27 protein-coding genes and 1 pseudogene are annotated in these 20,838 nt (G+C 60.4%); 15 read left to right on the top strand and 13 right to left on the bottom strand.

The genetic code is table 11. From position 1 onward, the window contains the following. Window positions 1-38 precede the first annotated feature (38 nt). Window positions 39-572 carry a cysteine hydrolase family protein gene (locus CAF63_RS11825; protein WP_085687414.1) on the top strand — a complete coding sequence of 178 codons (534 nt, stop codon included), beginning with the start codon at window positions 39-41 and terminating at the stop codon, window positions 570-572. 237 nt (window positions 573-809) lie between these two features. On the opposite strand, the gene CAF63_RS28985 is transcribed toward CAF63_RS11825, so the two are convergent. Together CAF63_RS28985 and CAF63_RS11815 are read right to left on the bottom strand one after the other, a co-directional pair. Further along, entirely contained in the window at window positions 810-965 is a 156-nt protein-coding gene (locus CAF63_RS28985; RefSeq protein WP_256574507.1) for a hypothetical protein, read from the bottom strand. Window positions 966-1,020: 55 nt separating this feature from the next. Further along, a complete protein-coding gene (locus tag CAF63_RS11815; RefSeq protein ID WP_085687819.1) occupies window positions 1,021-1,662 on the bottom strand; it encodes a TetR/AcrR family transcriptional regulator in 642 nt (213 codons plus the stop codon). A 124-nt stretch (window positions 1,663-1,786) separates the two neighbouring features. On the opposite strand from CAF63_RS11815, the gene CAF63_RS11810 reads away from it, so the two are divergent. Together CAF63_RS11810 and CAF63_RS11805 are read left to right on the top strand one after the other, a co-directional pair. Next, window positions 1,787-2,245, top strand: a complete 459-nt coding sequence (locus CAF63_RS11810; protein ID WP_085687416.1) for a GNAT family N-acetyltransferase — start codon at window positions 1,787-1,789, stop codon at window positions 2,243-2,245. 122 nt (window positions 2,246-2,367) lie between these two features. Next, window positions 2,368-2,982 (top strand): hypothetical protein, encoded by a 615-nt coding sequence (locus tag CAF63_RS11805; protein WP_085687418.1) that lies wholly within the window; start codon window positions 2,368-2,370, stop codon window positions 2,980-2,982. A gap of 52 nt (window positions 2,983-3,034) precedes the next feature. Here the strand turns inward: CAF63_RS11805 and CAF63_RS11800 are convergent, their stop codons facing one another. After that, window positions 3,035-3,580 carry a hypothetical protein gene (locus CAF63_RS11800; RefSeq protein WP_085687420.1) on the bottom strand — a complete coding sequence of 182 codons (546 nt, stop codon included), beginning with the start codon at window positions 3,578-3,580 and terminating at the stop codon, window positions 3,035-3,037. Between the two features lie 77 nt (window positions 3,581-3,657). Further along, the gene (locus CAF63_RS11795) at window positions 3,658-3,954 is read right to left on the bottom strand and encodes a hypothetical protein (protein ID WP_085687422.1); all 297 of its coding nucleotides are present in this window, start codon (window positions 3,952-3,954) and stop codon (window positions 3,658-3,660) included. A 173-nt stretch (window positions 3,955-4,127) separates the two neighbouring features. Between CAF63_RS11795 and CAF63_RS11790 the strand changes: the two genes are divergently transcribed. Continuing rightward, entirely contained in the window at window positions 4,128-5,573 is a 1,446-nt protein-coding gene (locus CAF63_RS11790; protein ID WP_085687424.1) for a SulP family inorganic anion transporter, read from the top strand. Window positions 5,574-5,699: 126 nt separating this feature from the next. Here the strand turns inward: CAF63_RS11790 and CAF63_RS11785 are convergent, their stop codons facing one another. Next, on the bottom strand, window positions 5,700-6,224 hold the full coding sequence (locus CAF63_RS11785; protein ID WP_085687426.1) for a carboxymuconolactone decarboxylase family protein: 525 nt from the start codon (window positions 6,222-6,224) through the stop codon (window positions 5,700-5,702). A gap of 134 nt (window positions 6,225-6,358) precedes the next feature. On the opposite strand from CAF63_RS11785, the gene CAF63_RS11780 reads away from it, so the two are divergent. Next, window positions 6,359-7,180 (top strand): AraC family transcriptional regulator, encoded by an 822-nt coding sequence (locus CAF63_RS11780; RefSeq protein WP_085687428.1) that lies wholly within the window; start codon window positions 6,359-6,361, stop codon window positions 7,178-7,180. A 3-nt stretch (window positions 7,181-7,183) separates the two neighbouring features. Here CAF63_RS11780 and CAF63_RS11775 read toward each other — a convergent pair whose 3' ends face one another. Then, window positions 7,184-8,077: a DMT family transporter gene (locus tag CAF63_RS11775; RefSeq protein WP_085687430.1), complete on the bottom strand. Its 894-nt coding sequence runs from the start codon at window positions 8,075-8,077 to the stop codon at window positions 7,184-7,186. 89 nt (window positions 8,078-8,166) lie between these two features. On the opposite strand from CAF63_RS11775, the gene CAF63_RS11770 reads away from it, so the two are divergent. From CAF63_RS11770 to CAF63_RS11760, 3 genes and pseudogenes are all read left to right on the top strand, one after another. Continuing rightward, window positions 8,167-9,498: a PLP-dependent aminotransferase family protein gene (locus CAF63_RS11770; RefSeq protein ID WP_085687432.1), complete on the top strand. Its 1,332-nt coding sequence runs from the start codon at window positions 8,167-8,169 to the stop codon at window positions 9,496-9,498. 56 nt (window positions 9,499-9,554) lie between these two features. Next, window positions 9,555-9,941, top strand: a complete 387-nt coding sequence (locus CAF63_RS11765) for a cytochrome c family protein (protein WP_085687434.1) — start codon at window positions 9,555-9,557, stop codon at window positions 9,939-9,941. Between the two features lie 126 nt (window positions 9,942-10,067). Continuing rightward, window positions 10,068-10,250: pseudogene (locus CAF63_RS11760) on the top strand (hypothetical protein); the annotation flags it as partial. Between the two features lie 63 nt (window positions 10,251-10,313). Here the strand turns inward: CAF63_RS11760 and CAF63_RS11755 are convergent. Both CAF63_RS11755 and CAF63_RS11750 read right to left on the bottom strand, forming a co-directional pair. After that, window positions 10,314-10,637 carry a hypothetical protein gene (locus CAF63_RS11755; protein ID WP_085687436.1) on the bottom strand — a complete coding sequence of 108 codons (324 nt, stop codon included), beginning with the start codon at window positions 10,635-10,637 and terminating at the stop codon, window positions 10,314-10,316. Window positions 10,638-10,763: 126 nt separating this feature from the next. Then, entirely contained in the window at window positions 10,764-11,333 is a 570-nt protein-coding gene (locus CAF63_RS11750) for a chorismate mutase (protein WP_085687438.1), read from the bottom strand. Window positions 11,334-11,399: 66 nt separating this feature from the next. On the opposite strand from CAF63_RS11750, the gene CAF63_RS11745 reads away from it, so the two are divergent. From CAF63_RS11745 to CAF63_RS11730, 4 genes are all read left to right on the top strand, one after another. After that, on the top strand, window positions 11,400-11,726 hold the full coding sequence (locus tag CAF63_RS11745; RefSeq protein ID WP_085687440.1) for a low molecular weight protein tyrosine phosphatase family protein: 327 nt from the start codon (window positions 11,400-11,402) through the stop codon (window positions 11,724-11,726). Window positions 11,727-11,783: 57 nt separating this feature from the next. Continuing rightward, complete coding sequence (locus CAF63_RS11740; RefSeq protein WP_085687442.1) at window positions 11,784-12,344, top strand: nucleotidyltransferase family protein; 561 nt, start codon at window positions 11,784-11,786, stop codon at window positions 12,342-12,344. Window positions 12,345-12,460: 116 nt separating this feature from the next. Continuing rightward, entirely contained in the window at window positions 12,461-13,816 is a 1,356-nt protein-coding gene (locus CAF63_RS11735; RefSeq protein ID WP_085687444.1) for an MATE family efflux transporter, read from the top strand. 86 nt (window positions 13,817-13,902) lie between these two features. After that, window positions 13,903-14,460 (top strand): YceI family protein, encoded by a 558-nt coding sequence (locus tag CAF63_RS11730; protein WP_085687446.1) that lies wholly within the window; start codon window positions 13,903-13,905, stop codon window positions 14,458-14,460. Between the two features lie 6 nt (window positions 14,461-14,466). Here CAF63_RS11730 and CAF63_RS11725 read toward each other — a convergent pair whose 3' ends face one another. Further along, window positions 14,467-14,694, bottom strand: a complete 228-nt coding sequence (locus tag CAF63_RS11725) for a YXWGXW repeat-containing protein (RefSeq protein WP_085687448.1) — start codon at window positions 14,692-14,694, stop codon at window positions 14,467-14,469. Between the two features lie 183 nt (window positions 14,695-14,877). Between CAF63_RS11725 and CAF63_RS11720 the strand changes: the two genes are divergently transcribed. Beyond that, on the top strand, window positions 14,878-15,564 hold the full coding sequence (locus CAF63_RS11720) for a GNAT family N-acetyltransferase (protein ID WP_085687451.1): 687 nt from the start codon (window positions 14,878-14,880) through the stop codon (window positions 15,562-15,564). Between the two features lie 71 nt (window positions 15,565-15,635). Here the strand turns inward: CAF63_RS11720 and CAF63_RS11715 are convergent, their stop codons facing one another. After that, complete coding sequence (locus CAF63_RS11715; protein ID WP_085687453.1) at window positions 15,636-16,076, bottom strand: hotdog fold domain-containing protein; 441 nt, start codon at window positions 16,074-16,076, stop codon at window positions 15,636-15,638. A gap of 156 nt (window positions 16,077-16,232) precedes the next feature. On the opposite strand from CAF63_RS11715, the gene CAF63_RS11710 reads away from it, so the two are divergent. Beyond that, entirely contained in the window at window positions 16,233-16,859 is a 627-nt protein-coding gene (locus tag CAF63_RS11710) for a TetR/AcrR family transcriptional regulator (protein ID WP_085687455.1), read from the top strand. A 193-nt stretch (window positions 16,860-17,052) separates the two neighbouring features. Here CAF63_RS11710 and CAF63_RS11705 read toward each other — a convergent pair whose 3' ends face one another. Next, complete coding sequence (locus CAF63_RS11705) at window positions 17,053-17,685, bottom strand: TetR/AcrR family transcriptional regulator (protein WP_085687457.1); 633 nt, start codon at window positions 17,683-17,685, stop codon at window positions 17,053-17,055. A gap of 115 nt (window positions 17,686-17,800) precedes the next feature. On the opposite strand from CAF63_RS11705, the gene CAF63_RS11700 reads away from it, so the two are divergent. Then, window positions 17,801-18,385 (top strand): NAD(P)H-dependent oxidoreductase, encoded by a 585-nt coding sequence (locus CAF63_RS11700; protein ID WP_085687459.1) that lies wholly within the window; start codon window positions 17,801-17,803, stop codon window positions 18,383-18,385. Window positions 18,386-18,388: 3 nt separating this feature from the next. On the opposite strand, the gene CAF63_RS11695 is transcribed toward CAF63_RS11700, so the two are convergent. Together CAF63_RS11695 and CAF63_RS11690 are read right to left on the bottom strand one after the other, a co-directional pair. After that, window positions 18,389-19,507 (bottom strand): P1 family peptidase, encoded by a 1,119-nt coding sequence (locus tag CAF63_RS11695; protein ID WP_085687462.1) that lies wholly within the window; start codon window positions 19,505-19,507, stop codon window positions 18,389-18,391. Between the two features lie 148 nt (window positions 19,508-19,655). Beyond that, window positions 19,656-20,759, bottom strand: coding sequence for a polyamine ABC transporter substrate-binding protein (locus CAF63_RS11690; protein WP_085687464.1), 1,104 nt, complete (start codon window positions 20,757-20,759; stop codon window positions 19,656-19,658). Between the last annotated feature and the right edge of the window lie 79 nt (window positions 20,760-20,838).

Here is a 20,838-nt window from a genome sequence, read left to right as displayed (position 1 = left end):
CCGCCCCTTTCTCAAGGACTGATCAAGGAAGGCTCACCATGACCACCGCATTGCTGATCATTGATGTCCAGCGCGCCCTGTGCGCAGGTGAATACGAGTGCCACGACGCCAAACGGGTAATCGACACCATCAACGGCCTCAGCGCCCGCGCTCGCAAGTCGGGCATTCCGGTGGTGCTGATCCAGCACAACGAAAAAGACAGCCCGTTCGCTCACGGTGCCGAAGGCTGGCAACTGGCTGACGGACTGGTCACCGCGCCCGGCGATCTGCGCGTCGACAAAACCGCCAACGACTCGTTCTACCAGACCAATCTGCAGAAACTGATCCCCCGGGAAGACTTCGACCGCCTGGTAATCTGCGGTATGCAAACCGATTACTGCGTCAACGCCACCGTGCGTCAGGCCCATCAACTGGGCTACGACGTGGAACTGGCGGCCGATGCGCATTCCACCGTCGACAACGGCAACATGAGCGCCGAAGACATCATTGCCGAGCACAACAAGGACTGGGCGCACCTGACCGGTTCCGTGGCGCGGATCGATGTGAAGCCGGCGACCGAAATTACGTTCTGATGGTTTGTCGCAGTCATTGTGGGAGCGAGCTTGCTCGCGATGGCATTCGCTCAGTCACCGATGATGTTGAATGTGCTGCCCTTATCGCGAGCAAGCTCGCTCCCACACTGACGCGTGTGAATCACTCCATTTGCAACCGCCGCACCACGGCCTGAAACCGCTCCGACGCCACCCACTGGGGATCCGCATCCTCCACAAGCAACATGATCCCCAGGTAATGCTCCAGGTGCAGGGTAATCACCTGACCATCGACCGCCAGGTCCCGTAATACTGATCCAGACCGCTGGCCTGAGTTGTCCAGGTTCCGCTCAGCGTCTGCTGGAGCTCATCGGCGATGCGCTGGAAGAGTCCGCTATCCGAACTGTCCGACAGGTGAATATCCGAATCGGCCATGTGCTACTCCTTAAATGACGATGAGGGTGGGAACGCATACTGCCACCGCCTGAAATCAGGTCGCAAACATCAACCTGCGAACATCACTTAGCGGTTCGGACACCGCACCGCTCAACACCAACCGCGTAATCGTCTCCGCCGCCACCGCATAATCCTCATCCTGCGGCACCTCTCGCCCGGTGATGCGCCCCATCTGCCATCCAATGTTGGTGTAGGTGCGCGTCGCCGACCATATGAACAACATCAAATGCTCTGGATCGACCGGCGCCAGCAGCCCGCGGTCGATCCAGCTGCGCAGACACTCGACATTACGCCGGGCTTCGCCATGCAGCAGGTCGCGGCATTCATCGGGCAGTTGACGGCCACCGAGCAACAGCTCACCGCTGAACACTTTGGCAATCGCCGGATGTTCGCGGGCGATGCGGATGCGGGCGGCGACGTAGGCGCGCAGGCCGATCAGCGGATCATCACTTTCGCGCAGCACCGCCGAGGCTTCCAGCAGCGGTTCGACGAAGCCGAGCAGCACTTTGCCGTAGAGGTTTTCCTTGCTCTGAAAGTAGTAATAGAGATTGGCCTTGGGCACACCGGCGCGTGCGGCGATGTCGCGGGTCTGGGTCGCGTCGAAGCCGTTGGCGGCGAATTCTTCACTGGCGGCGGCCAGGATCAGTTGCTGGTTGCGTTCGCGGATACTACTCATGGACGGCATGGAGGGTCTGGCCATTTCGGGTTCGCAATATACAAAACTATATAGCGAATAAGCCAGCGAACTCGCTCCTCAGCGCTATGCTGGTTTCAATTTCAGTAACCTCAGGAAAATCACAATGACCCTTCAGGCACTGCGCGCCACGACGATTCACCTCGACGCGGTGGCGAATCTGTTCGACGCCTATCGCGGTTTTTACGGCCAGTCTTCGAATCTCGAGCAATCCCGGGCCTTTATCGCCGAACGCATGGTCGGCAATGAATCGGCGATTTTTCTGGTTGAGGACGAAAGCGGTGAGGCGCTGGGAATCGTGCAGTTGTACCCGACGTTCTCGTCAATTGACGCCCACCGGACCTGGCTGCTCAGCGACCTGTTCACTACGCCGGCCGCCCGTGGTCGTGGGGTCGGGCGATTATTGATGAACACCGCCCGCGACTTCGCCGTCGAAACCGGCGCCAAGGGCCTGGTGCTGGAAACCGCCACCGACAATTTCACCGCCCAGGGTTTGTACGAATCACTCGGCTGGGTGCGCGATACGGGCTATTACACGTACACCCTCGATTTGCGCCAAAGCTGAAGCGGCGCGAACTTTTTCACGGTTTTCCCGAATCAGGTCTTTTCCCGGACGTAGACGATCACTAGAATCCGCCCCGGCGCTCCGCAATGGAGGCTCTTTGATATCACTTTAGGGACGACATCATGCAATTCGGGAAAATCCTTGCGCTGGGTCTGGTGCTCGCGCTGGGCGGCTGTGCCAGTTTCACCAAGGACGAAGTGGCCCCGGTCACGCTGCCATCGATGACCAGCTACGCCAACAAGCCAAACGTCTACGTCGATTTCGACTTCTACCAGGGCGAGCCGAAAAGCGCTTCCGCCGTGGAAATGCCACAAGCTCGTGACATGCTCAAACCGCAACTGCAAACCGTTCTGAAGGATTCCGGTTTGTTCGGTCGTGTCACCTTCGACAAGTTCGAGAAGCAGCCCGGTGACTACAGCCTGCGCCTGAAAATGTACAACCATCCACCGAATGGCGGTCAGATGGTGCTGGCGTTCATCAGTGGTCTGAGCATGACGATCATTCCGGCCTATGCCACCGACCAGTACACCATGAGCCTGGAAACCCTCGATCAGCAAGGTCAGCCGCTGTCCACCGCGAGTAACCACGACGCGGTCGGCACCTGGATGGGCATCTGGTTCCTTCCGCTGGCGTTCAATACACCGAAAGCAGCAGTGACCGATACGTTCACTCGGCAAGTCAATGCGTTGCTCAAGGAATGGGCCGACAGCAACCGTCCGAAATATTCGGGCATTTGACTCACTCCAGCAGCAAAAAAAAGAGCCGCAATCGCGGCTCTTTTTTTTGCCCTTACTTCAGGGCCTGAATGAACTGTGGATCGCTGTACAGATTCTTCAGCAAGTCCTGCAGCATCGGGTTGTAGGCGTTGGTCGCGTTGGGGATCGCGATAACGCCGAAAAAGCTGCTGTCCCACTGATGGCTGACATCTTTGGTGGCGTCGTACACCACAACGTTGCCATTGCGCAGGGTGAAGCGCGCAGCGATGGTGCCATCACCGGTGCCCATGCCGGCGTTCAACTGGTTTTTCACCACCAGCACTTGCAGGTGACGCGTCGCTTGCGGATCGAGCAGACCGGCCTTGCGCAGTTCTTCGGTGATTGCGTCCTGGATATGCGCCGGGATGCTGCCTGTCGGCGATTTGATCGGGTTGGCGCGGACCATCAACGAGCCTTCGCCCGGCTCAGCGGTGACCTGCGGGTTGCTGATCGCGTGCAGCGGCGGGGTTTGCTTGAGCTTTTGAACGTTATCGAAGCTTGGCTCGTAACGGGTCATGGTCATGCCACAGCCTTGCAGGAGCAGAGCAAACAGCGGGACCAACAGCAGCGATTTTTTCACGGCAGTTCCTTGCGCGTTGAAGAGGGGGGCGAATTATGGGCAGAGTGCCATCATTGGGCAACTCTGTTTGCCGTCTCTCATACACGTTGCCGCAACAAACCTTCGATCTGCGCCAGTTCCCAGGTACTCAGCAGACTGACCGGGTCGGTGCCGAAGCGCTGCCGGGTATCGAGCGTCCATTCTCGACCGTCCGGGCAAAAACAATCCGCGCAGTGATTCAGGCGCTGGCCGTCGAAGTCCAACTGCAAGCGCCAGCCTTCGATGTCGACCGAAAGCCGGCCCGTTCGTACGCTCATCACTCGTAGAGTGCACACGCCCAGCGCGGCATCGCGCAATCGTTGGCACACTTCGCGGCTGGTCAATTCGGTCGACATCCTGGGCTCCACTGCTTAAAACATCGCGCAGCATAGAGCGCACGCCAGTGGTTGTCAGCGATCACTGGCCCACGCCGGTGCATTTGCGTAACATCCGCAACCCTCTTTTTCCGCAGCGCTCTTTTGCGCCAATGCATGCGGCCGCGCCCGTCGGCCGCTCTGTCAGGTAAGCCATGAAACCGATTCGTCTGCGCGCCGATGTCCTGGCCGGACTCACTACCTCGTTTGCCCTGTTGCCCGAATGCATTGCGTTTGCGCTGGTGGCTCACCTCAATCCGCTGATGGGCCTGTACGGCGCCTTCATCATTTGTACGTTGACCGCATTGTTCGGTGGCCGGCCGGGCATGGTGTCCGGCGCGGCCGGTTCGATGGCGGTGGTGATCGTCGCGCTGGTGGTGCAGCACGGCGTGCAATATCTGTTGGCGACGGTGTTGCTCGGCGGCTTGATCATGATGGCGTTCGGGCTTTTGCGGCTGGGCAAACTGGTGCGCATGGTGCCGCACCCGGTGATGCTCGGGTTTGTCAACGGTCTGGCGATCATCATTGCGCTGGCGCAACTGGAGCATTTCAAGAGCGGCGAGCAGTGGCTCAGCGGCACACCGTTGTACCTGATGACCGGGCTGGTGCTGCTGACCATGGCCATCGTCTATGTATTGCCGCGCCTGACCCGCGCCGTGCCGCCGGCGCTGGTCGCGATTCTCGGCGTCGGTTTGCTGGTTTACCTGCTCGGCCTGCCGACCCGCACCCTCGGCGACATGGCGCACATCGCCGGCGGCTTGCCGACGTTTGCGCTGCCGGACATTCCGTGGACGCTGGACACCCTGCGCATCATCGCGCCTTACGCGATTCTGATGGCACTGGTCGGCCTGCTGGAAACCCTGCTGACCCTCAACCTCACCGACGAAATTACCGAAACCCGTGGCTATCCGGACCGCGAATGCGTGGCGCTGGGCGCGGCGAATATGGTCTCCGGTGCGTTCGGCGGCATGGGCGGTTGTGCAATGATCGGCCAGACCGTGATCAACCTGAGTTCCGGCGGACGCGGGCGTTTGTCCGGGATTGTTGCCGGGGTGCTGATCCTGTTGTTCATCCTGTTTCTGTCGCCACTGATCGAGCGGATTCCGCTGGCGGCGCTGGTGGGGGTGATGTTCGTGGTGTCGCAGCAGACGTTTGCCTGGGCTTCGCTGCGGGTGCTGAACAAAGTTCCGCTCAACGATGTGCTGGTGATCATCGCGGTAACGACCATCACGGTGTTCACCGACCTGGCCACGGCGGTGCTGTGCGGGATCATCATTGCCGCGCTGAATTTTGCCTGGCAGCAAGCGCGCGAGTTGTACGCCGATGAACATATCGAAGCGGACGGCAGCAAACTCTATCGCCTGCACGGCACGCTGTTCTTTGCCTCGACCACGCCGTTTCTCAATCAGTTCGACCCGGCCAATGACCCGCAACGAGTGACGCTGGATTGCCGGCACCTGAGCTTTGTCGATTACTCGGCCATCGCCGCGCTGAAAACCCTGCGTGAACGCTACGCGAAGGCGGGCAAACATTTGCAGGTGTTTCACCTGTCCGAGCGCTGCAAGAAGTTGCTGAAACGCGCCGGGGTCGATCACGACTGACGCGTCCTACGCAGTACAAAATTCAATGTGGGAGCGAGCTTGCTCGCGATAGCGGAGTATCAATCGACAAAGACGCTGACTGATCCACCGCCATCGCGAGCAAGCTCGCTCCCACAGTTTTTTGCATTACGCTGGATTTTCGATGGCGGGGAAATCGATGTCGGTCAGTGCCACGTTGTTCAGGTAGTTGGTCAGGGTCTGCGCGGCGACGATGGCGATCACTTCGATGATCTTCTTGTCGTCGATGCCGGCAGCGCGGGCGGCGGCAATCTGTTCATCGCTCAGATGACCACGGGTTTCGGTCAGTTGATGGGCGAGGGTGGCAAAAGCATTCAGTCGACCGTGACGCGCTTCGATGATTTCTTCTGCTGCCAGCCCGGCCTTGCTGGCGAACAGAGTGTGTGCCGCCAGGCAATAATCGCAACCGTTGACCTGCGAGGTGGCCAGATACACCGCCTCTTTTTCCTTGGCACTCAAAGACGTCTTGCCCAACGTGGCCGAGATTTGCACGTAGGCATCCAGCGCGGCGGGCGCAGTGGCCAGGGTCTTGAACAGGTTGGGCAGGAAACCGATTTTTTTCTGCACGCCTTCAAGTGTCGGGCGAGTGGCGTCAGTAGCGGTTTCGAGACTGAGAGGGGCGATGCGGCTCATGGTGATTCTCCGAAAGTCCGGTGCGAAGTGCGCCGGGGATGGAGTGAATCCTACGGAGCGTGGCTGGTGCTTTGGGTGCAAATCGTCGAGGATATGCGACAGATCGTCCAAACCTGTCGTTGCGAGAATCAGTCATGGATCGCCTTTCTACGTTACTCAGCCATTTCGGCGTCAATGCCGGCACCTTTCACAGCGGCACGTTTTGCGGGGTGAGCGCCTACGGCGGCGATCAAGTGTGCGGGCATGTGCATCTGTTGCAGGCGGGGGAGTTGTTGCTCAAGCCGGGCAATGATCCTGAAATCTCGCTCAACGAACCGACCCTGATCTTTTTTCCCCGTCCCATGGCCCATCGCTTGTTCGCCAACGAAGCCATGGGCACGCAACTGGTGTGCGCTTCGCTGACCTTCGACGGCGGCGCGGGCAATGCTTTGGCGGCAGCTCTGCCGGATTATCTGGTGCTGAAACTCGCCGATCTTCCGGAAATGGCCAACACCCTGGAGTGGCTGTTCAAGGAAGCCTTCGACGGACACTGCGGACGCGAAGCGGTGATGGACCGGCTGTTTGAGCTGTTGGTGATTCTGTTGTTGCGCCACCTCATCAGCAGTCGCAATCAGCAGCCAGGCATGATGGCGGGGCTGGCCGATCCGAAGATTTCCCGAGCCTTGAACCTGATGCACGACCAACCGGCCAAGGCCTGGAGCGTCGCCGAACTGGCCAGTGCCGCGAATCTGTCTCGCGCCGGTTTCGCCGAACACTTCCGGCGGGTGGTGGGGCAGACGCCGGTGGATTATCTGGTGAACTGGCGGATCAGCCTCGCGCAAAAACGCCTGCGCGAGGGACGACCGATTGCCCTGATCGCCGAAGAGGTCGGCTATGAAAGTCCCTCGGCGCTGGCCCGGGCGTTTCGGCGCAAGACCGGACTCAGTCCTCGAGAATGGAAATCCGGCGCGAGCTGAAAACTATTTGGCGAATTTCTTCGCCCCGGCCACGCACAGGATCACACCCAGAGTGACTACCAGCATGCCCACGCTGACATGCTCGTGCAGCAAGGTCGCGGCCAGTGCGAGGCCAAAAAACGGCTGCAGCAATTGCAACTGTCCGACCGCCGCAATCCCGCCCTGAGCGAGCCCGCGATACCAGAACACAAAACCGATCAGCATGCTGAACAGCGAAACATACGCCAGACAAACCCACGCGGACAGGCTGATGCCGCTGAACGAGGCAGGCGCCAGCCACACACTCAGTACGGCCATCGCCGGCAACGACAGCACCAGCGCCCAGCAGATCACCTGCCAGCCGCCGAGGGTGCGCGACAGTTTTGCGCCTTCGGCGTAACCGAGGCCGCAGGCGAGAATCGCCGCCAGCATCAGCAGATCGCCAGTGGGCGAAGCGGTCAGGCCTTGTGAGATCGCAAAACCGACCACCAGCGAACTGCCCAACACCGAAAAAATCCAGAACACCGGACGCGGCCGTTCACCGCCGCGCAGCACGCCGAAAATCGCCGTGGCCAGCGGCAGCAATCCTACAAACACAATGGAATGGGCTGACGTCACGTATTGCAGCGCCAGGGCCGTCAACAACGGAAAACCCACGACCACGCCCAGCGCGACGATCAGCAATGACAACCACTGATCCCGCGCCGGCCGTCGTTCGCGAAACAGCCACAACAGGCACAACGCCAGGGCGCCGGCGATGGTCGCGCGGATGACGGTGAGAAACACCGGGTCGAACTCCAGCACTGCCAGCCGCGTGGCGGGCAGCGAGCCGCTGAAGATCACAACGCCGATAAAGCCATTGATCCAGCCGCTGGTTTTTTCCAGCGCCGGGGTGCCGAGTTGGGTGGTTCGTTCCATACGCTTTGCGCTCAGAGGTGGGTTGCGTTGGAACAATCCTAGGGTCGAGAATCAGCACAATCAAAGGATTGTCATGGATACAGCCCGACATGCCGCGCTCCCGTTACAAGACCCTCGTCGACACCTATGCCGCGGACATTCGCGCCGGCCGGCTGCTGCCCGGCACCCGTTTGCCGACCCATCGGCAACTGGCGGCGAGCGAAGGGCTGGCGCTGGTCACGGCTTCGCGGGTGTACGCCGAGCTTGAGGCCATGGGCCTGGTCAGCGGCGAGGCCGGGCGCGGCACGTTTGTGCGGGAAACGTCGTTGTTGCCGGGGCAGGGCATCGACCAGAAGGACGTCGCGGTCGGCATGATCGACCTCAACTTCAACTACCCGTCATTGCCGGGGCAGGCCGAATTGTTGCGCACCGCGTTGCGGCAACTGGCGCTGTCCGGCGACCTCGAAGCGCTGCTGCGCTATCAGCCTCACGCCGGTCGCCAGCATGAACGGGCCTCGGTGGCGCGGCACCTGCAAACACGGGGTTTGAGTGTCGAGGCCGAGCAGGTGCTGATCGTCAACGGTGCCCAGCAAGGGCTGGCGGTGACGCTGATGGCGCTACTCAAGCCTGGCGATGTGATCGCCGCCGACGCCTTGACCTATTCAGGATTCAAAGTGCTGGCCGAAGCGCTGCACCTGGAAGTGGTGGCGATTCCCGTCAATGAGCAGGGCCCCGATCTGGCGGCGCTCGACAGACTCTGCCGCCAGCGCCCGGTGCGTGCGGTGTACAGCATGCCGACGCTGCACAACCCACTGGGATGGGTGATGCCTCTGGAGCAACGTGAGGATTTGATCGCGATTGCCCGCCGGCATGATCTGACGATCATCGAAGACGCGGCCTACGCCTTTCTGGTCGATAACCCACCACCTCCGTTGGCCGATCTGGCACCGGAACGCACGGTCTACGTTTCGGGTCTGTCGAAAAACATCGCCACCGGCCTGCGTGTCGGCTTCATCGCCGCGCCGATCGAGCAGGTGGCGGCGCTGGAACGGATCATCCGCGCGACCACCTGGAACACCCCCGGCGTGATGACCGCCATCGCCTGCGGCTGGCTCGACGACGGCACCGTCACCTTGCTCGAAGCACAAAAGCGCAGCGACGCCCGGGCCCGGCAAGCTCTGGCCGCGCAAATCCTCGAAGAGCTGCCGACGGTGGGCCATCCCTCTTCGTATTTCCTTTGGCTGCCGCTGCCGGAAGACGTCCGGGCTGACCACATCGTGGTCGAGTTGATGCACGAACAGGTTTCCGTCACCACCGCAGAACCCTTCACCGTGTCCGCCCATGTGCCCCACGCGATTCGTCTGGCGTTGGGCTCGGTTGACATGCTTGTCCTGCGTCAAGCCTTGCTCAAAGTCCGGCAGGTTGTGGGCGCCTACCTGTAGCGCAACTTGCCGCGCACGATTACCCTTGGCGCCGCCGACGATCTGGAAAACCCCTGATGAAAAACGCTGCATTCATTCTCGCCCTGATCCTCAACGCAGGCCTGTTCAGCACGCCGACACTGGCTGCCGGTGACGCCGAGGCCGGCGCCAAAATCTTCCCGCGCCTGTGCGGCGGCTGCCACCAGGTCGGCGAATCCGCCCGCCCGGGTTTCGGCCCGGAACTCAACGGCATTATCGGTCGCCCGGCCGGGACGTCGGCGAATTACGTGTACTCCGACGCGATGAAAAACTCCGGCCTGACCTGGGATCGTGAAACGCTGACGAAGTATCTGAAGGATCCGAAGGGCGTGGTGCCGGGGACGCGGATGATCTTTTGGGGGCTGAGTGATGAAGATAAGATCGATAATTTGTTGGCGTATCTTCAGACGTTTCAGTCCGAGTAATTTCGCCTCACAACAAGCTTTGCGTCCAGGCTGCGCACCGATAACCAAGACTGAAACAAGGTCCGAGCTGACACCAATGCGCCATCAGTTCCGGTAAAGTGCGCGGCGCCCGAGAGACGGATTCCGGGCGTCATCCCGATCCAGCAGAACAACCGCTTCGTCCGCGCCCAGACTGCCGCGATCAAAGCCAAGGGCGGCGACGCCATGATCAACACCCAGGTTCAGGAAAACTGGTTCTGGGCATGGGTCCTGACCGGTTACACCACCAAGATCTCCGGTGATGTGGTCAAACTGAAAACCGCGGAATAAGCGCCGGCTGGACGTGAAAAAGCCCGGCTGATCAGGCCGGGCTTTTCTATATGCGCTGCTTACTTATGCAACGCGACGTTCGATCAGACGATCCGAACCACCTTCAGCAACGCGACGTTCGATCAGACGATCAGCGCCACCTTCAGCAACGCGACGTTCGATCAAGCGATCGGAACCACCTTCAGCCACACGGCGTTCGATCAGGCGATCAGCGCCACCTTCAGCAACGCGGCGTTCGATCAGACGATCCGAACCACCCTCAGCCAAACGACTTTCAATCAACCGGTCCGAACCGCCTTCGGCGATCATGGTGTGGGCGGGTTTGGCTGCAAAAGCGTTGACTGCGAGAACCGAAAAAGCGATGCCGAGAAGGATTTGGCGTTTCATGATCGTGTGCTCCAGGGGTGTTGTTTGTTTGGTATGGAGCCGATGTTACGCCGCGGATTTTTTATGAGAACTTCATTGAACTGATGGTGACTATCGACGCCAGCAATGAATGCCAAGACCCTTGTTCTAGGGCGCCAGCGGCCGAATGCACAGCTCACCGGTGGCACGGGTCAGGGCCAGATCATGCAGCGCATCGCGGGTCAGACCGGTGCGCGCCTTGGCCAGCCATGCCGGGCAGTTCGGGTCGTGGCGGTAGGGTGTGAAGTCGGCGTACTGCTGAAGCAGGCGGGTTTGTAATTCATCCAGACGCGGGCGAATCTGCTTGCCCAGATCCGGTCGCGGCGTGTCCGGCGCGGAACCGGCCGCTTGCCATTGTGCGAGCAAACCGTATTGCACCAGTTTGTTGGCCTCCATCTGCGCGGCGATCAACTGCGCGACGTCTTCCGGGTCGAGCTTGCGTTCGGTGGCCAGCTTGCGGGCGTTGTCGATCACCTGCGCCTCACGGGGACTGTCCTGGATCGGCTTGCCGCTGTCCCATTTGGTCAGGGCAACGAGGTCGCCGATGTTCAGGCGTTCGTTCAGAGTTGCTAATAAAGGTTGCAAGGATTCGGGTACGGCACCCGTTGTAGCAGCTTGCGCGGTGTTAGTGACCAGCACCAGGAGCGTGCAGGCGAGCAGGCGTGGAGATTGAAGCATGATAAATTCTCGAACGTTGTAGAGTTGGAAAAGCGTCATGGTCGAGTATTGGCATGGAGTCAGCCGGTGTTGAAAGTACTTTTTATTTGTAGCCAGAATCGTTTGCGCAGTCCGACAGCCGAACAACGGTTCGCAGATTGGCCCGGCGTGGAAACTGCGTCGGCGGGTACCGATCGCGAGGCGGGTGTCCCGGTCAGCCCTGAACTGTTGCATTGGGCTGACCTGATTTGTGTGATGGAGCCAGCCCATCGCAAAAAACTTTCCAGCCGATTCCGCTCGGCGCTGGCGAACAAGCACATTGTTTGCCTGCACATACCGGATGAGTATGAGTATATGGATCCTGCGCTGATCAAATTACTGGAAGAGAGCGTTATTCGGTATCTACCCGTTTGAATCTCAACTCAGGCACCCGTTCATACCGAGTTTCGTCATGACGACCGCAGAAACCCAATGATGCTAAAAACCAATCTTCATGCACTCATGGCAAGTGATCGCGCACGCATGCAAATTCTTGAGATTGTAAGAGGATTGCAGCTGCCTGATTGCTGGGTCGCCGCTGGATTTGTACGTAGTCTGGTCTGGGATCATCTTCATGGACGGGCGTTCTCTGCATTGCCTTCTGATGTGGACGTCATTTGGTACGACGCGGATGACGCCAGTCCAGAGCGGGGCGCGCAGTTGGAGTCATTACTAATGACGCTGGACAGCAGCATAAGTTGGTCGGTCAAGAATCAGGCAAGGATGCATCAGCGTAACGCCGATCAGCCCTATGCTTCTGCAACCGAAGCAATGATGTTCTGGCCTGAAACGGCTACAGCCATAGGCGTCAGACTTGGTGCCAACGGCATTATTGAAATAGCTGCACCGTTGGGCCTGCAGGATCTGTTTTCCCTCGTTGTCCGCCCTACGAGCAGGTTCCTCGCCGAGAAACATTCGATCTATCTGGAGCGCGTCCGCGCCAAGTGCTGGCATCTTGATTGGCCGCTTTTGCAGATCATGATGGAACGATGAACTCAGCTTCATACGCTTTTAATCAGACAGAAAAATCTTCACTGCTATTACCTCCGACAAGTCTCAAAACATCTAGCGTAATATCCAGGCAATCCTCCACCCGAGACGGATCCTCAATGCAAACCCCCGCTCAATCCCCCCTCTGGAAAACCTACCTGCTGTTCCTCGCCCCGATGGTGCTGTCGAACTTCCTGCAATCGATGTCGGGCACGGTCAACAGCATCTACATCGGTCAGATGCTAGGTACACAGGCGCTGGCGGCGGTGTCCGGGATGTTTCCGATCATCTTTTTCTTCATCGCGCTGGTCATTGGTCTGGGCGCCGGGGCAGGGGTGTTGATCGGTCAGGCCTGGGGGGCGCGTGAGTCGCATATGGTCAAGGCGATTGCCGGGGCGACCTTGTTACTGGGGGTGTTGATCGGGCTGGTGGCGGCAGTGCTGGGCAGTGTGTTTGCGCGTCAGGCCTTGCAGGGTTTGGGGACGCCGGCGGATGTGCTGGATGATGCGGTGGCCTATGCCCGTGTGATGATGTGGACCTTGCCGGTTGTGCTGGTGTACGTGCTGTTCACCCAGTTGTTGCGTGGGGTGAGCGACACGCTGTCGCCGATGCTGGCGCTGTTGCTGTCGACCGTGGTCGGACTGGCGCTGACGCCGGCGTTCATTCGCGGCTGGTTCGGTTTGCCGCAACTGGGCATTCAGAGCGCGGCAATTGCGGGTCTGGTCGGTACGCTGACGTCGTTGGCTTGGTTGTCATGGAGCCTGATCCGCAAGGGCCATCCGCTGGCGCCGGATCGCGAGTTCTTTGCAGCGCTGCGACTGGACGGCGCAATTCTCGGGAAGGTGTTGCGCATCGGTCTGCCGACCGGGGTGCAGATGATTGTGCTTTCGCTGTCGGAGCTGGTGATCCTGGCGCTGGTCAACCAGCACGGCTCACAGGCGACGGCAGCCTATGGCGCAGTGACGCAGATCGTCAATTACGTGCAGTTTCCGGCGCTGTCGATTGCGATCACCGCGTCGATCCTCGGTGCTCAGGCGATCGGCGCCGGACGGCTGGAGCGGATGGGCCCGATCCTGCGCACCGGGTTGTGGATCAACGTGTGCCTGACCGGTGGTTTGATCCTGGCGGGCTACCTGTTGTCGCACTGGTTGCTCGGGCTGTTTCTGACCGAAGACTCAACCCGGGTGATGGCCGAGCATCTGCTGCACATCATGTTGTGGAGCCTGTTGATTTTCGGTTTCCAGGCGATCATCGGCGGCATCATGCGCGCCAGCGGTACGGTGCTGGTGCCGGTGGGGGTAGCGATCATCTGCGTGCTCGGCGTGCAGTTGCCGGCGGCCTACTGGCTGGACGGGCAGTTCGGTTTGCAGGGCGTGTGGATGGCGTTTCCGATCGCATATCTGGGGATGCTGGTGTTGCAGACGCTGTATTACACACGGGTCTGGAAGCATCAGAAGATTGAGCGATTGGTGTGACGGGCCGGGTGGGCCTTGGCGGGGCTGGCGCAAGTGCCGGATGTTTGCTTAAGTCATTCGAGACCCATCGGGCGCCGGAGCCTTCCATGTCGATTCGATTGTTGTTGGCGGCCGCGTGTTGCCTGATCGTCGTCCCTGCTGCACACGCGGTGGAGTACAACCGGGTCAACACCACCGCCAGCCAGATAAGTTTCACCTACAACCAGATGGGCTCGCGGATGTACGGCACGTTCGGCAAGTTCGACGCGACGCTGGATTTCGACACCGACAACCTCGCCAGAGCCCACACCACGCTGCACATTGACCTGACCAGCATCGACGCCGGCAGTGAAGATGCCAATACCGAGCTGGTGAAACCGGCGTGGTTCGACACGGAAAAATTCCCGGTGGCGGTGTTCGAATCCACCCGCTTCAGCCCGGCCGGCGACAACCGTTATGTGGTCGACGGCCACCTCACCCTCAAAGGCATCACCCGTGAGGTGCAGGTGCCGGTGCAACTCAAACCCGACAGCAACATCGGCATCTTCGACGGTGAACTGGTGCTCAAGCGCGACGAGTTCGGCCTCGGTGCAGGGGAGTGGGCGGACACCGTGGTGTCGAAGGATATCGACATCAAGTTCAAGGTCGTTGCCCCTGCGCAGTGACCGGCCTCAATACGCCCGCCAATGTCCCGGCATCCAGCGCCATTGGTTGCCGGCCCAGCGGTAATGCCCGGCAACCCAGTGATAACCCGGCGCAGGCATGACCGGAACCACTTCGACGATCGGTGGTGGCCGATGCGGGCGAGCCGGTTCGACGATACAGCCTGACAGAGTGACTGCCACCAGCGTGGCAGCGAGCAAGGTCTTCATGGTTTTCGGGGAACGCAGAACGTTCATGCCAACTCCTCAAGGCCTGCGTCGGGAAATGGACGCAACTGAAAATTGGACGCCAAATCGGCGAAAGATCCGTTCTCGGGCAGATGAAATTTTTGTCAGGCTTGCTGAGGGGTATGATGTCGCGGTTCGCCGGTCGCTCAACCCGCGCGGCAACTTGTGTTTTACCGTTGGAGTCCGCCTGCCATGCCCCGCATCACCCACTACAAATCCCCATGCCCCGAAGGCGTCAACAGCCAGATCCTGCAGATGGTGGTCGACAACCTGACCGACATCAGTGCCATCGGCCTCGGCCCGAGCAACCTGTTGTACAACGTCTATCAGTACGCGGTCGGCTACGAGGTGCATCTGTATCTGGAGGCGTTGAACGGCGAGAAGGGCACCGAGGTGGAACTGTTGGTGGCCACCGATGACGATGATCCGGAGCAGGTGGTCGGCTTCCTGTTGTACCTGCCGGTGCAGGGCGATTGGGAGGCGTGCAACGTGGCCTATCTGGCGGTGCGCGAGGGGCATCGGCGTCAGGGCGTGGCCCGTTCGTTGATCGCGGAGATGGTGGCGCGTTACCCCCATGCCGAGCTGACCTGCAGCGTCGGCAAGGTGCCGTATTTCGAGGCACTGGGCTTTGAAGTGCTGGGTCAACTCGAAACGCAGGTGCTGATGAGCACCCGCCATTACCGCAGCAACGGGCTGCGCGGTTTTATCGACACGACACCGATCTATCGGTCCCTGGAAGTGCAGCAGATCCATACCTATCTGCTGCAAAGACACGGCAAGCGGGCGATGCTCGATGCGGAGAAACAGCGCGACCGGCATCTGGATCAGGTCACTCGCCGCACCGAGGAATTTGTCCGCCAGCGCCTGACCGTTCACTGATCCCTTCTGTTTGAAACGACAAAAGCCCTTGTTGCGACCAGCGCAGCAAGGGCTTTTTTGTGCCGGTGATTTCAGGACAGTTTCACGTTCATGGTGATACGCGCCGTGAACACTTTCTTGCCTTCAGCGTCGTGGACATCCACCGGCACGATCTTGTCGCCTTCGGTCTGCCAGTCCAGTCTTTCGCCATTGGCCACGGCGGTCACGTCGGTCTTGGCCTTGGCCAGGTATTCGACAGTCATGCCTTTGGGAATCCAGCGTGCGCCGGCGGGAATCGACACGTCGGTCATCATCCCGGCTGCCAGTTCGGCGGCATTGCACAGGGCGATGGCATGCACGGTGCCGAGGTGGTTGGTGATCTCGCGGCGAAACGGCACCTGCACCTGCGCGGAACCTGCCCGCAACTCGGTGACCAGCGGATTGATAGTGCTGAAGTACGGCGCGACCTGGCACGCCATCTGACTGAATGCCTGGGAACCGACGCTGTTGAACATGCTGAGAAACTGACTCATGGAAGAAGCCTCGCGGTTAGGGTATTTGCAGAATTATGTTCCGTTACAGAATATTGTTCTGTAACGGAACGGTATTCTGTCCGCGGGAAATCTGTCAACCTGTGCGCGTTTCGATCACCGGCACGAATGTGCCCTTTACCCGGATTTTCAAGGCCCATGGACACCGCAGATCTTCTCGAACGCAGCTACCCCGGCCGCCGCGCCGAACTCAAGCGCGATATCTTTCGCAAGGCCTTGCGCCTGTTCAACGAACAGGGCATCGAGGCCACGACCATCGAAATGATCCGTGCCGAGTGCGACACCAGCGTCGGAGCGATCTACCACCATTTCGGCAACAAGGAAGGGCTGGTGGCCGCGCTGTTTTTCACCGCGCTGGAGGATCAGGCGCGCCTGCGCGACGCTTATCTGGCCGATGCGACGACCACCGAAGAGGGAGTTCAGGCGCTGGTCTACAGCTACGTGGATTGGGTCGAGAACCAGCCGGAATGGGCGCGGTTCCAGTATCACGCGCGTTATGCCGTGACCCGTGGCCCGCACAAGGATGAACTGGCCGAGCGCAACAAGACCCGCAATCTGGGCCTGCGCAACTGGCTGGCGGAGTCCGGGCGCGCGGCGGAACTCAATGAATGCCCGGCCGAACTGCTGCCGTCGCTGATCGTCGGTCAGGCCGACAGCTATTGCCGCGCGTGGTTGTCCGGGCGAGTGCAGGGCAGTCCGAAGGCTTATCGCGAATTGCTGGCTAAGGCCGCGTGGCGTTCGATCCGCCGTGAACCCGAACGCTGATTTTCAGAGACAAAAAAAGAGCCTCAAGACTCTTTGATGGGGAGGAAGTAGAGCCCGCGAGGCTCAAGATGCGCATGAAGCCAGGTACGGGCTTGATTGGGGTTCAGAGCACCCGCACCTACGCAACGGCTTGGCGGACCAAGCGACTGCGCAGTTCCATCGTAGGAAGGTGGGGGGATGCGCTCAAGTACCGTCAGTCACCTGCTTGGGTGGTGCGGGTGGCGGCTCTTTCGACCATCGCAAGGATGGTGGCGAACAGCTCGTCACGGGCCTGTTCGGCGCTGATTTCGTCGGTGGCGGCTGCTTGCGACAGGGCTTCGGCGGCGCCGAGCATGGCGCGTAATCCTGGCTGTCCGATCTCTGCGCCGTCAGCGAAAGGCGACAGCACATTGCGGCATTTCTCCAGAAAGATCGCCTCGTATTCGCGCTTGATCTTCTCCAGTTCCGGCGTGCTCGCCAGGGCGGCAATCACCCCCGGAATCTCGTTGCCCTGGGTCAGCACGCAATCGACATACGCCGTGGTAATCACCGTCGCGATGCCGCTCAAGGTTGCTTCGGCATTGGCCAGCGCCGCGTCCATCAGCGCCGTCTGGCGTCGGTCGAAATCCTGATACAGCGCCGCGAGCAGACCGGCGCGGGTGGTGAAGTGGTCGTAGACCACCGGTTTGGTCACGCCGGCCTTTTCGGCCAGATAACCGAGGGTCAGGGCATCGGTGCCTTCTTCGCGAATCAGTTGCCAGGCCATGTCGAGCAACTGGCGCTGGCGGTCTTCCCGGGACAGGCGTCGACGGGGTTGTGCGGAGTCGGGGATTTCAGTGGTTGACATTGCTTATATACCAAACGTAACTTACTGAAGGTAGATTACTAGTAGTAGCTTACCAATCGTAGCTTTTCGCAAAGAGTAAGCCCTTGGTCAGCAATCACCAACCGGAGATTTCCCCATGCACGCATTGATTGTTGTAGATCACGATGATCCACGTTCGCTGACCCACGCGTTGGCGCAGCAGATTGCCAAAGGCCTGTCGGAAAGCGATCCGTCCAACACCTTCGAAATCGCCGACCTGCACGCCGAGGAATTCAATCCGCGCTTTGGTGTGGCCGACTGGGCGGTGCATCACCGCGAATCCGCGCCACCGGCGGACGTGCTGGCCGAGCAGGCACGCATCGACCGCGCCGATGCGCTGGTGCTGGTCTATCCGGTGTTCTGGTGGTCGATGCCGGCGCTGCTCAAAGGCTGGATCGACCGGGTATTCAGCAACGGCTGGGCGTACGATTTCGACGGTGATTCGACGCGCAAAAAACTTGGACGACTACGTGTGCACCTGGTTGGACTCGGCGGGGCCGATGCACGGACCTACGAACGCCACGGCTACGGCGCGGCGATGAAGACGCAGATCGATCACGGGATTTTCGATTACTGCGGGGCGACGGTGGCGGGTTCGGCATTGTTGCTGGAGTCCGAGTCGAGCGATCCGGCGATGCAGTTGCAGGCGGCGCGCGAACTCGGACTTGGGTTGTTCCGCTGAATGTCAGCGTGCACCCGGCCAGCCGGATTTTTCGAGAGCGGCGAGCAGGGTGTCAGCGTCCAGTCCCGGCACCGAATGCCCGTTACCTTCGGTACTGTTGCTGGCCAGCAAGGCGTTGATGATCGCTTCTTCCACCGCCTCGGTCGCGGCCAGAAACAGCTCGCTGATATGATCGTTGTTGACCATCCGCAAGCCATCGCAGGTCGATGCGCCTTTGCCTTCGTAAGCGGCAGGCGGGATATGACCGTTGCCAGTGGCGAAGGCGATGAAGATGTCACCGCTGTGATCTTCATTGCCGCCGCCGGTGCGCGCCAGACCGAGGCTCGCCCGTTGTGCCAGTCGTGTGCATTGATGTGGTAGCAGGGGTGCATCGGTAGCCAGGCACACCACGATCGAACCCATGCCCGGATGTGGCAACGAAGCGCGCAGGAACGGCGAATCCACCTGTTCCATGTAACGCCCGACCGGGTAGCCGTCGACTCGCAACTCACTGCGAATTCCGTGGTTGGCCTGAACAATGGCGCCCACGGTCCAGCCGCCCTGAGCCTTGCTCAGTCGGCGTGATGCGGTGCCGATCCCGCCCTTGAATTCATGGCAGATCATGCCGCTGCCACCGCCCACCGCGCCTTCCTGCACCGGGCCGTCAACGGCATTGCTCATCGCTTCGGCCACATGTTTGGGTTTCACATGAAAGCCGTTGATGTCGTTGAGCAATCCATCGAAGGTTTCCAGCACTACCGGCATGTTCCAGTAGAGACGGCCGTCATCCGGTTGCTGCGCGCGATCCAGTTCGATCAAGGCGTCGCGCACCACCCCGAGGCTGTGGGTGTTGGTGAAGGCGATCGGGCTGGTCAGCAGGCCGGCCTCGCGAATCCATTCCAGTCCTGTGGCATCGCCGTTGCCGTTGAGGACGTGGACGCCGGCAAAACACGGCTGGGCGTTAGTCGAACCGGCGCGCGGTTCGATCAGGGTGACGCCACTGCAAATGTCACGACCGCTGGCGCTGCGGCCGCGCACGTTGCTGTGGCCAACCCGCACGCCGGGTACGTCGGTGATGGCGTTGAGCGGGCCGGGCTGTAATTGGCCAATGCGGATATGGAGATCGCGGGCACGTGGTTTCATGGTGTTCTTCTCTCTTTCGGGCCGAAAAATGTACTGACAGATTGCAATCCTTGTGGGAGCGAGCCTGCTCGCGATGAGGCCGGCACATTCAACATTTGAGGGGCCTGATACCTCGCAATCGCGAGCAGACTCGCTCCCACACGTTTTGTTATTGGCCGTTCTTGACCTTGCTCCACACCCGCGTGCGCACCCGCTCGGTGGCTTTGGGCAGGGGCTCCAAGGTGTACAACGTGGCCATCGCCGTGGCTGACGGGTACACCGCCGGGTTGTCGCGGGTGGCCTGGGCAACCAGCACCGTGGCGGCGCGATTACCGTTGGGGTAGGACAGGTGATCGCTGACCGGCGCAATCACTTCGGGCCGCAACAGGTAGTCGATAAACGCCAGGCCTTGAGCCGGATGCGGCGCGTCCTTGAGCAATACCAGCGTGTCGAACCACACCGGCGCGCCTTCCTTGGGCAGGCTGTACTGAATCTTCACGCCGTTGCCGGCCTGCTCGGCATTGGTCTTGGCTTCGAGCATCGCGCCGGACCAGCCGACCGCCACGCAAATGTTGCCGTTGGACAGATCGCTGATGAATTTCGAGGAATTGAAGTAGGCGATGTGCGGGCGCAGTTTCAGCAGCAGCGCTTCGGCTTTCTGATAATCCTCGGCCCTAGTGCTGTTCGGCGGCAGGCCGAGATAGTGCAGCGCGACCGGGAGCATTTCCGACGGCGAATCGAGCATCGCCACGCCGCACTCGCCGAGTTTGGCCAGGTTCTCTTCCTTGAACACCAGATCCCACGAATCTACTGGGGCCTTGTCGCCCAGCATCGCGTGCACCTTGTCGACGTTGTAGCCGATGCCGTTGGTGCCCCACAAATAAGGCACGGCGTACTGGTTGCCGGGGTCGTTGTTGGCCAGTTTGCTCAGCAGGTCGTTGTCGAGGTTCTTCCAGCCCGGCAGTTGATCGCGGGGCAGCGGGGCGAGGGCGCCGGCCTTGATCAGGGTCGGCAGGCTGAAGTTGCTCGCCACCACCACGTCGTAGCCGCTGCGGCTGGTCATCAGTTTGCCTTCCAGCACCTCGGCGCTGTCGAAGGTGTCGTAGACCGGTTCGATACCACTGTCACGCTTGAAATCATGCAGGGTGTTCGGGCCGATGTAGTCGTACCAGTTGTAGACATGCACGCTTGGCGCATCGGCCGCCTGCACGCCCAGCGCAGCGGACAAAACGCCCATCAGACCCAGGTTGATATACCCACGATGACCACGCATGATGCGGCACTCCTGGCCTGTTGGCAGGCCGGTGATGAACAGGAGTGGTCAGCCTATCGGGCGGACTGCGCCGCACCCA

Source organism: Pseudomonas sp. B20(2017) (assembly GCF_002113125.1).
Classification (GTDB): Bacteria; Pseudomonadota; Gammaproteobacteria; order Pseudomonadales; family Pseudomonadaceae; genus Aquipseudomonas.
This window is presented reverse-complemented; position numbering and strand designations above follow the sequence as displayed.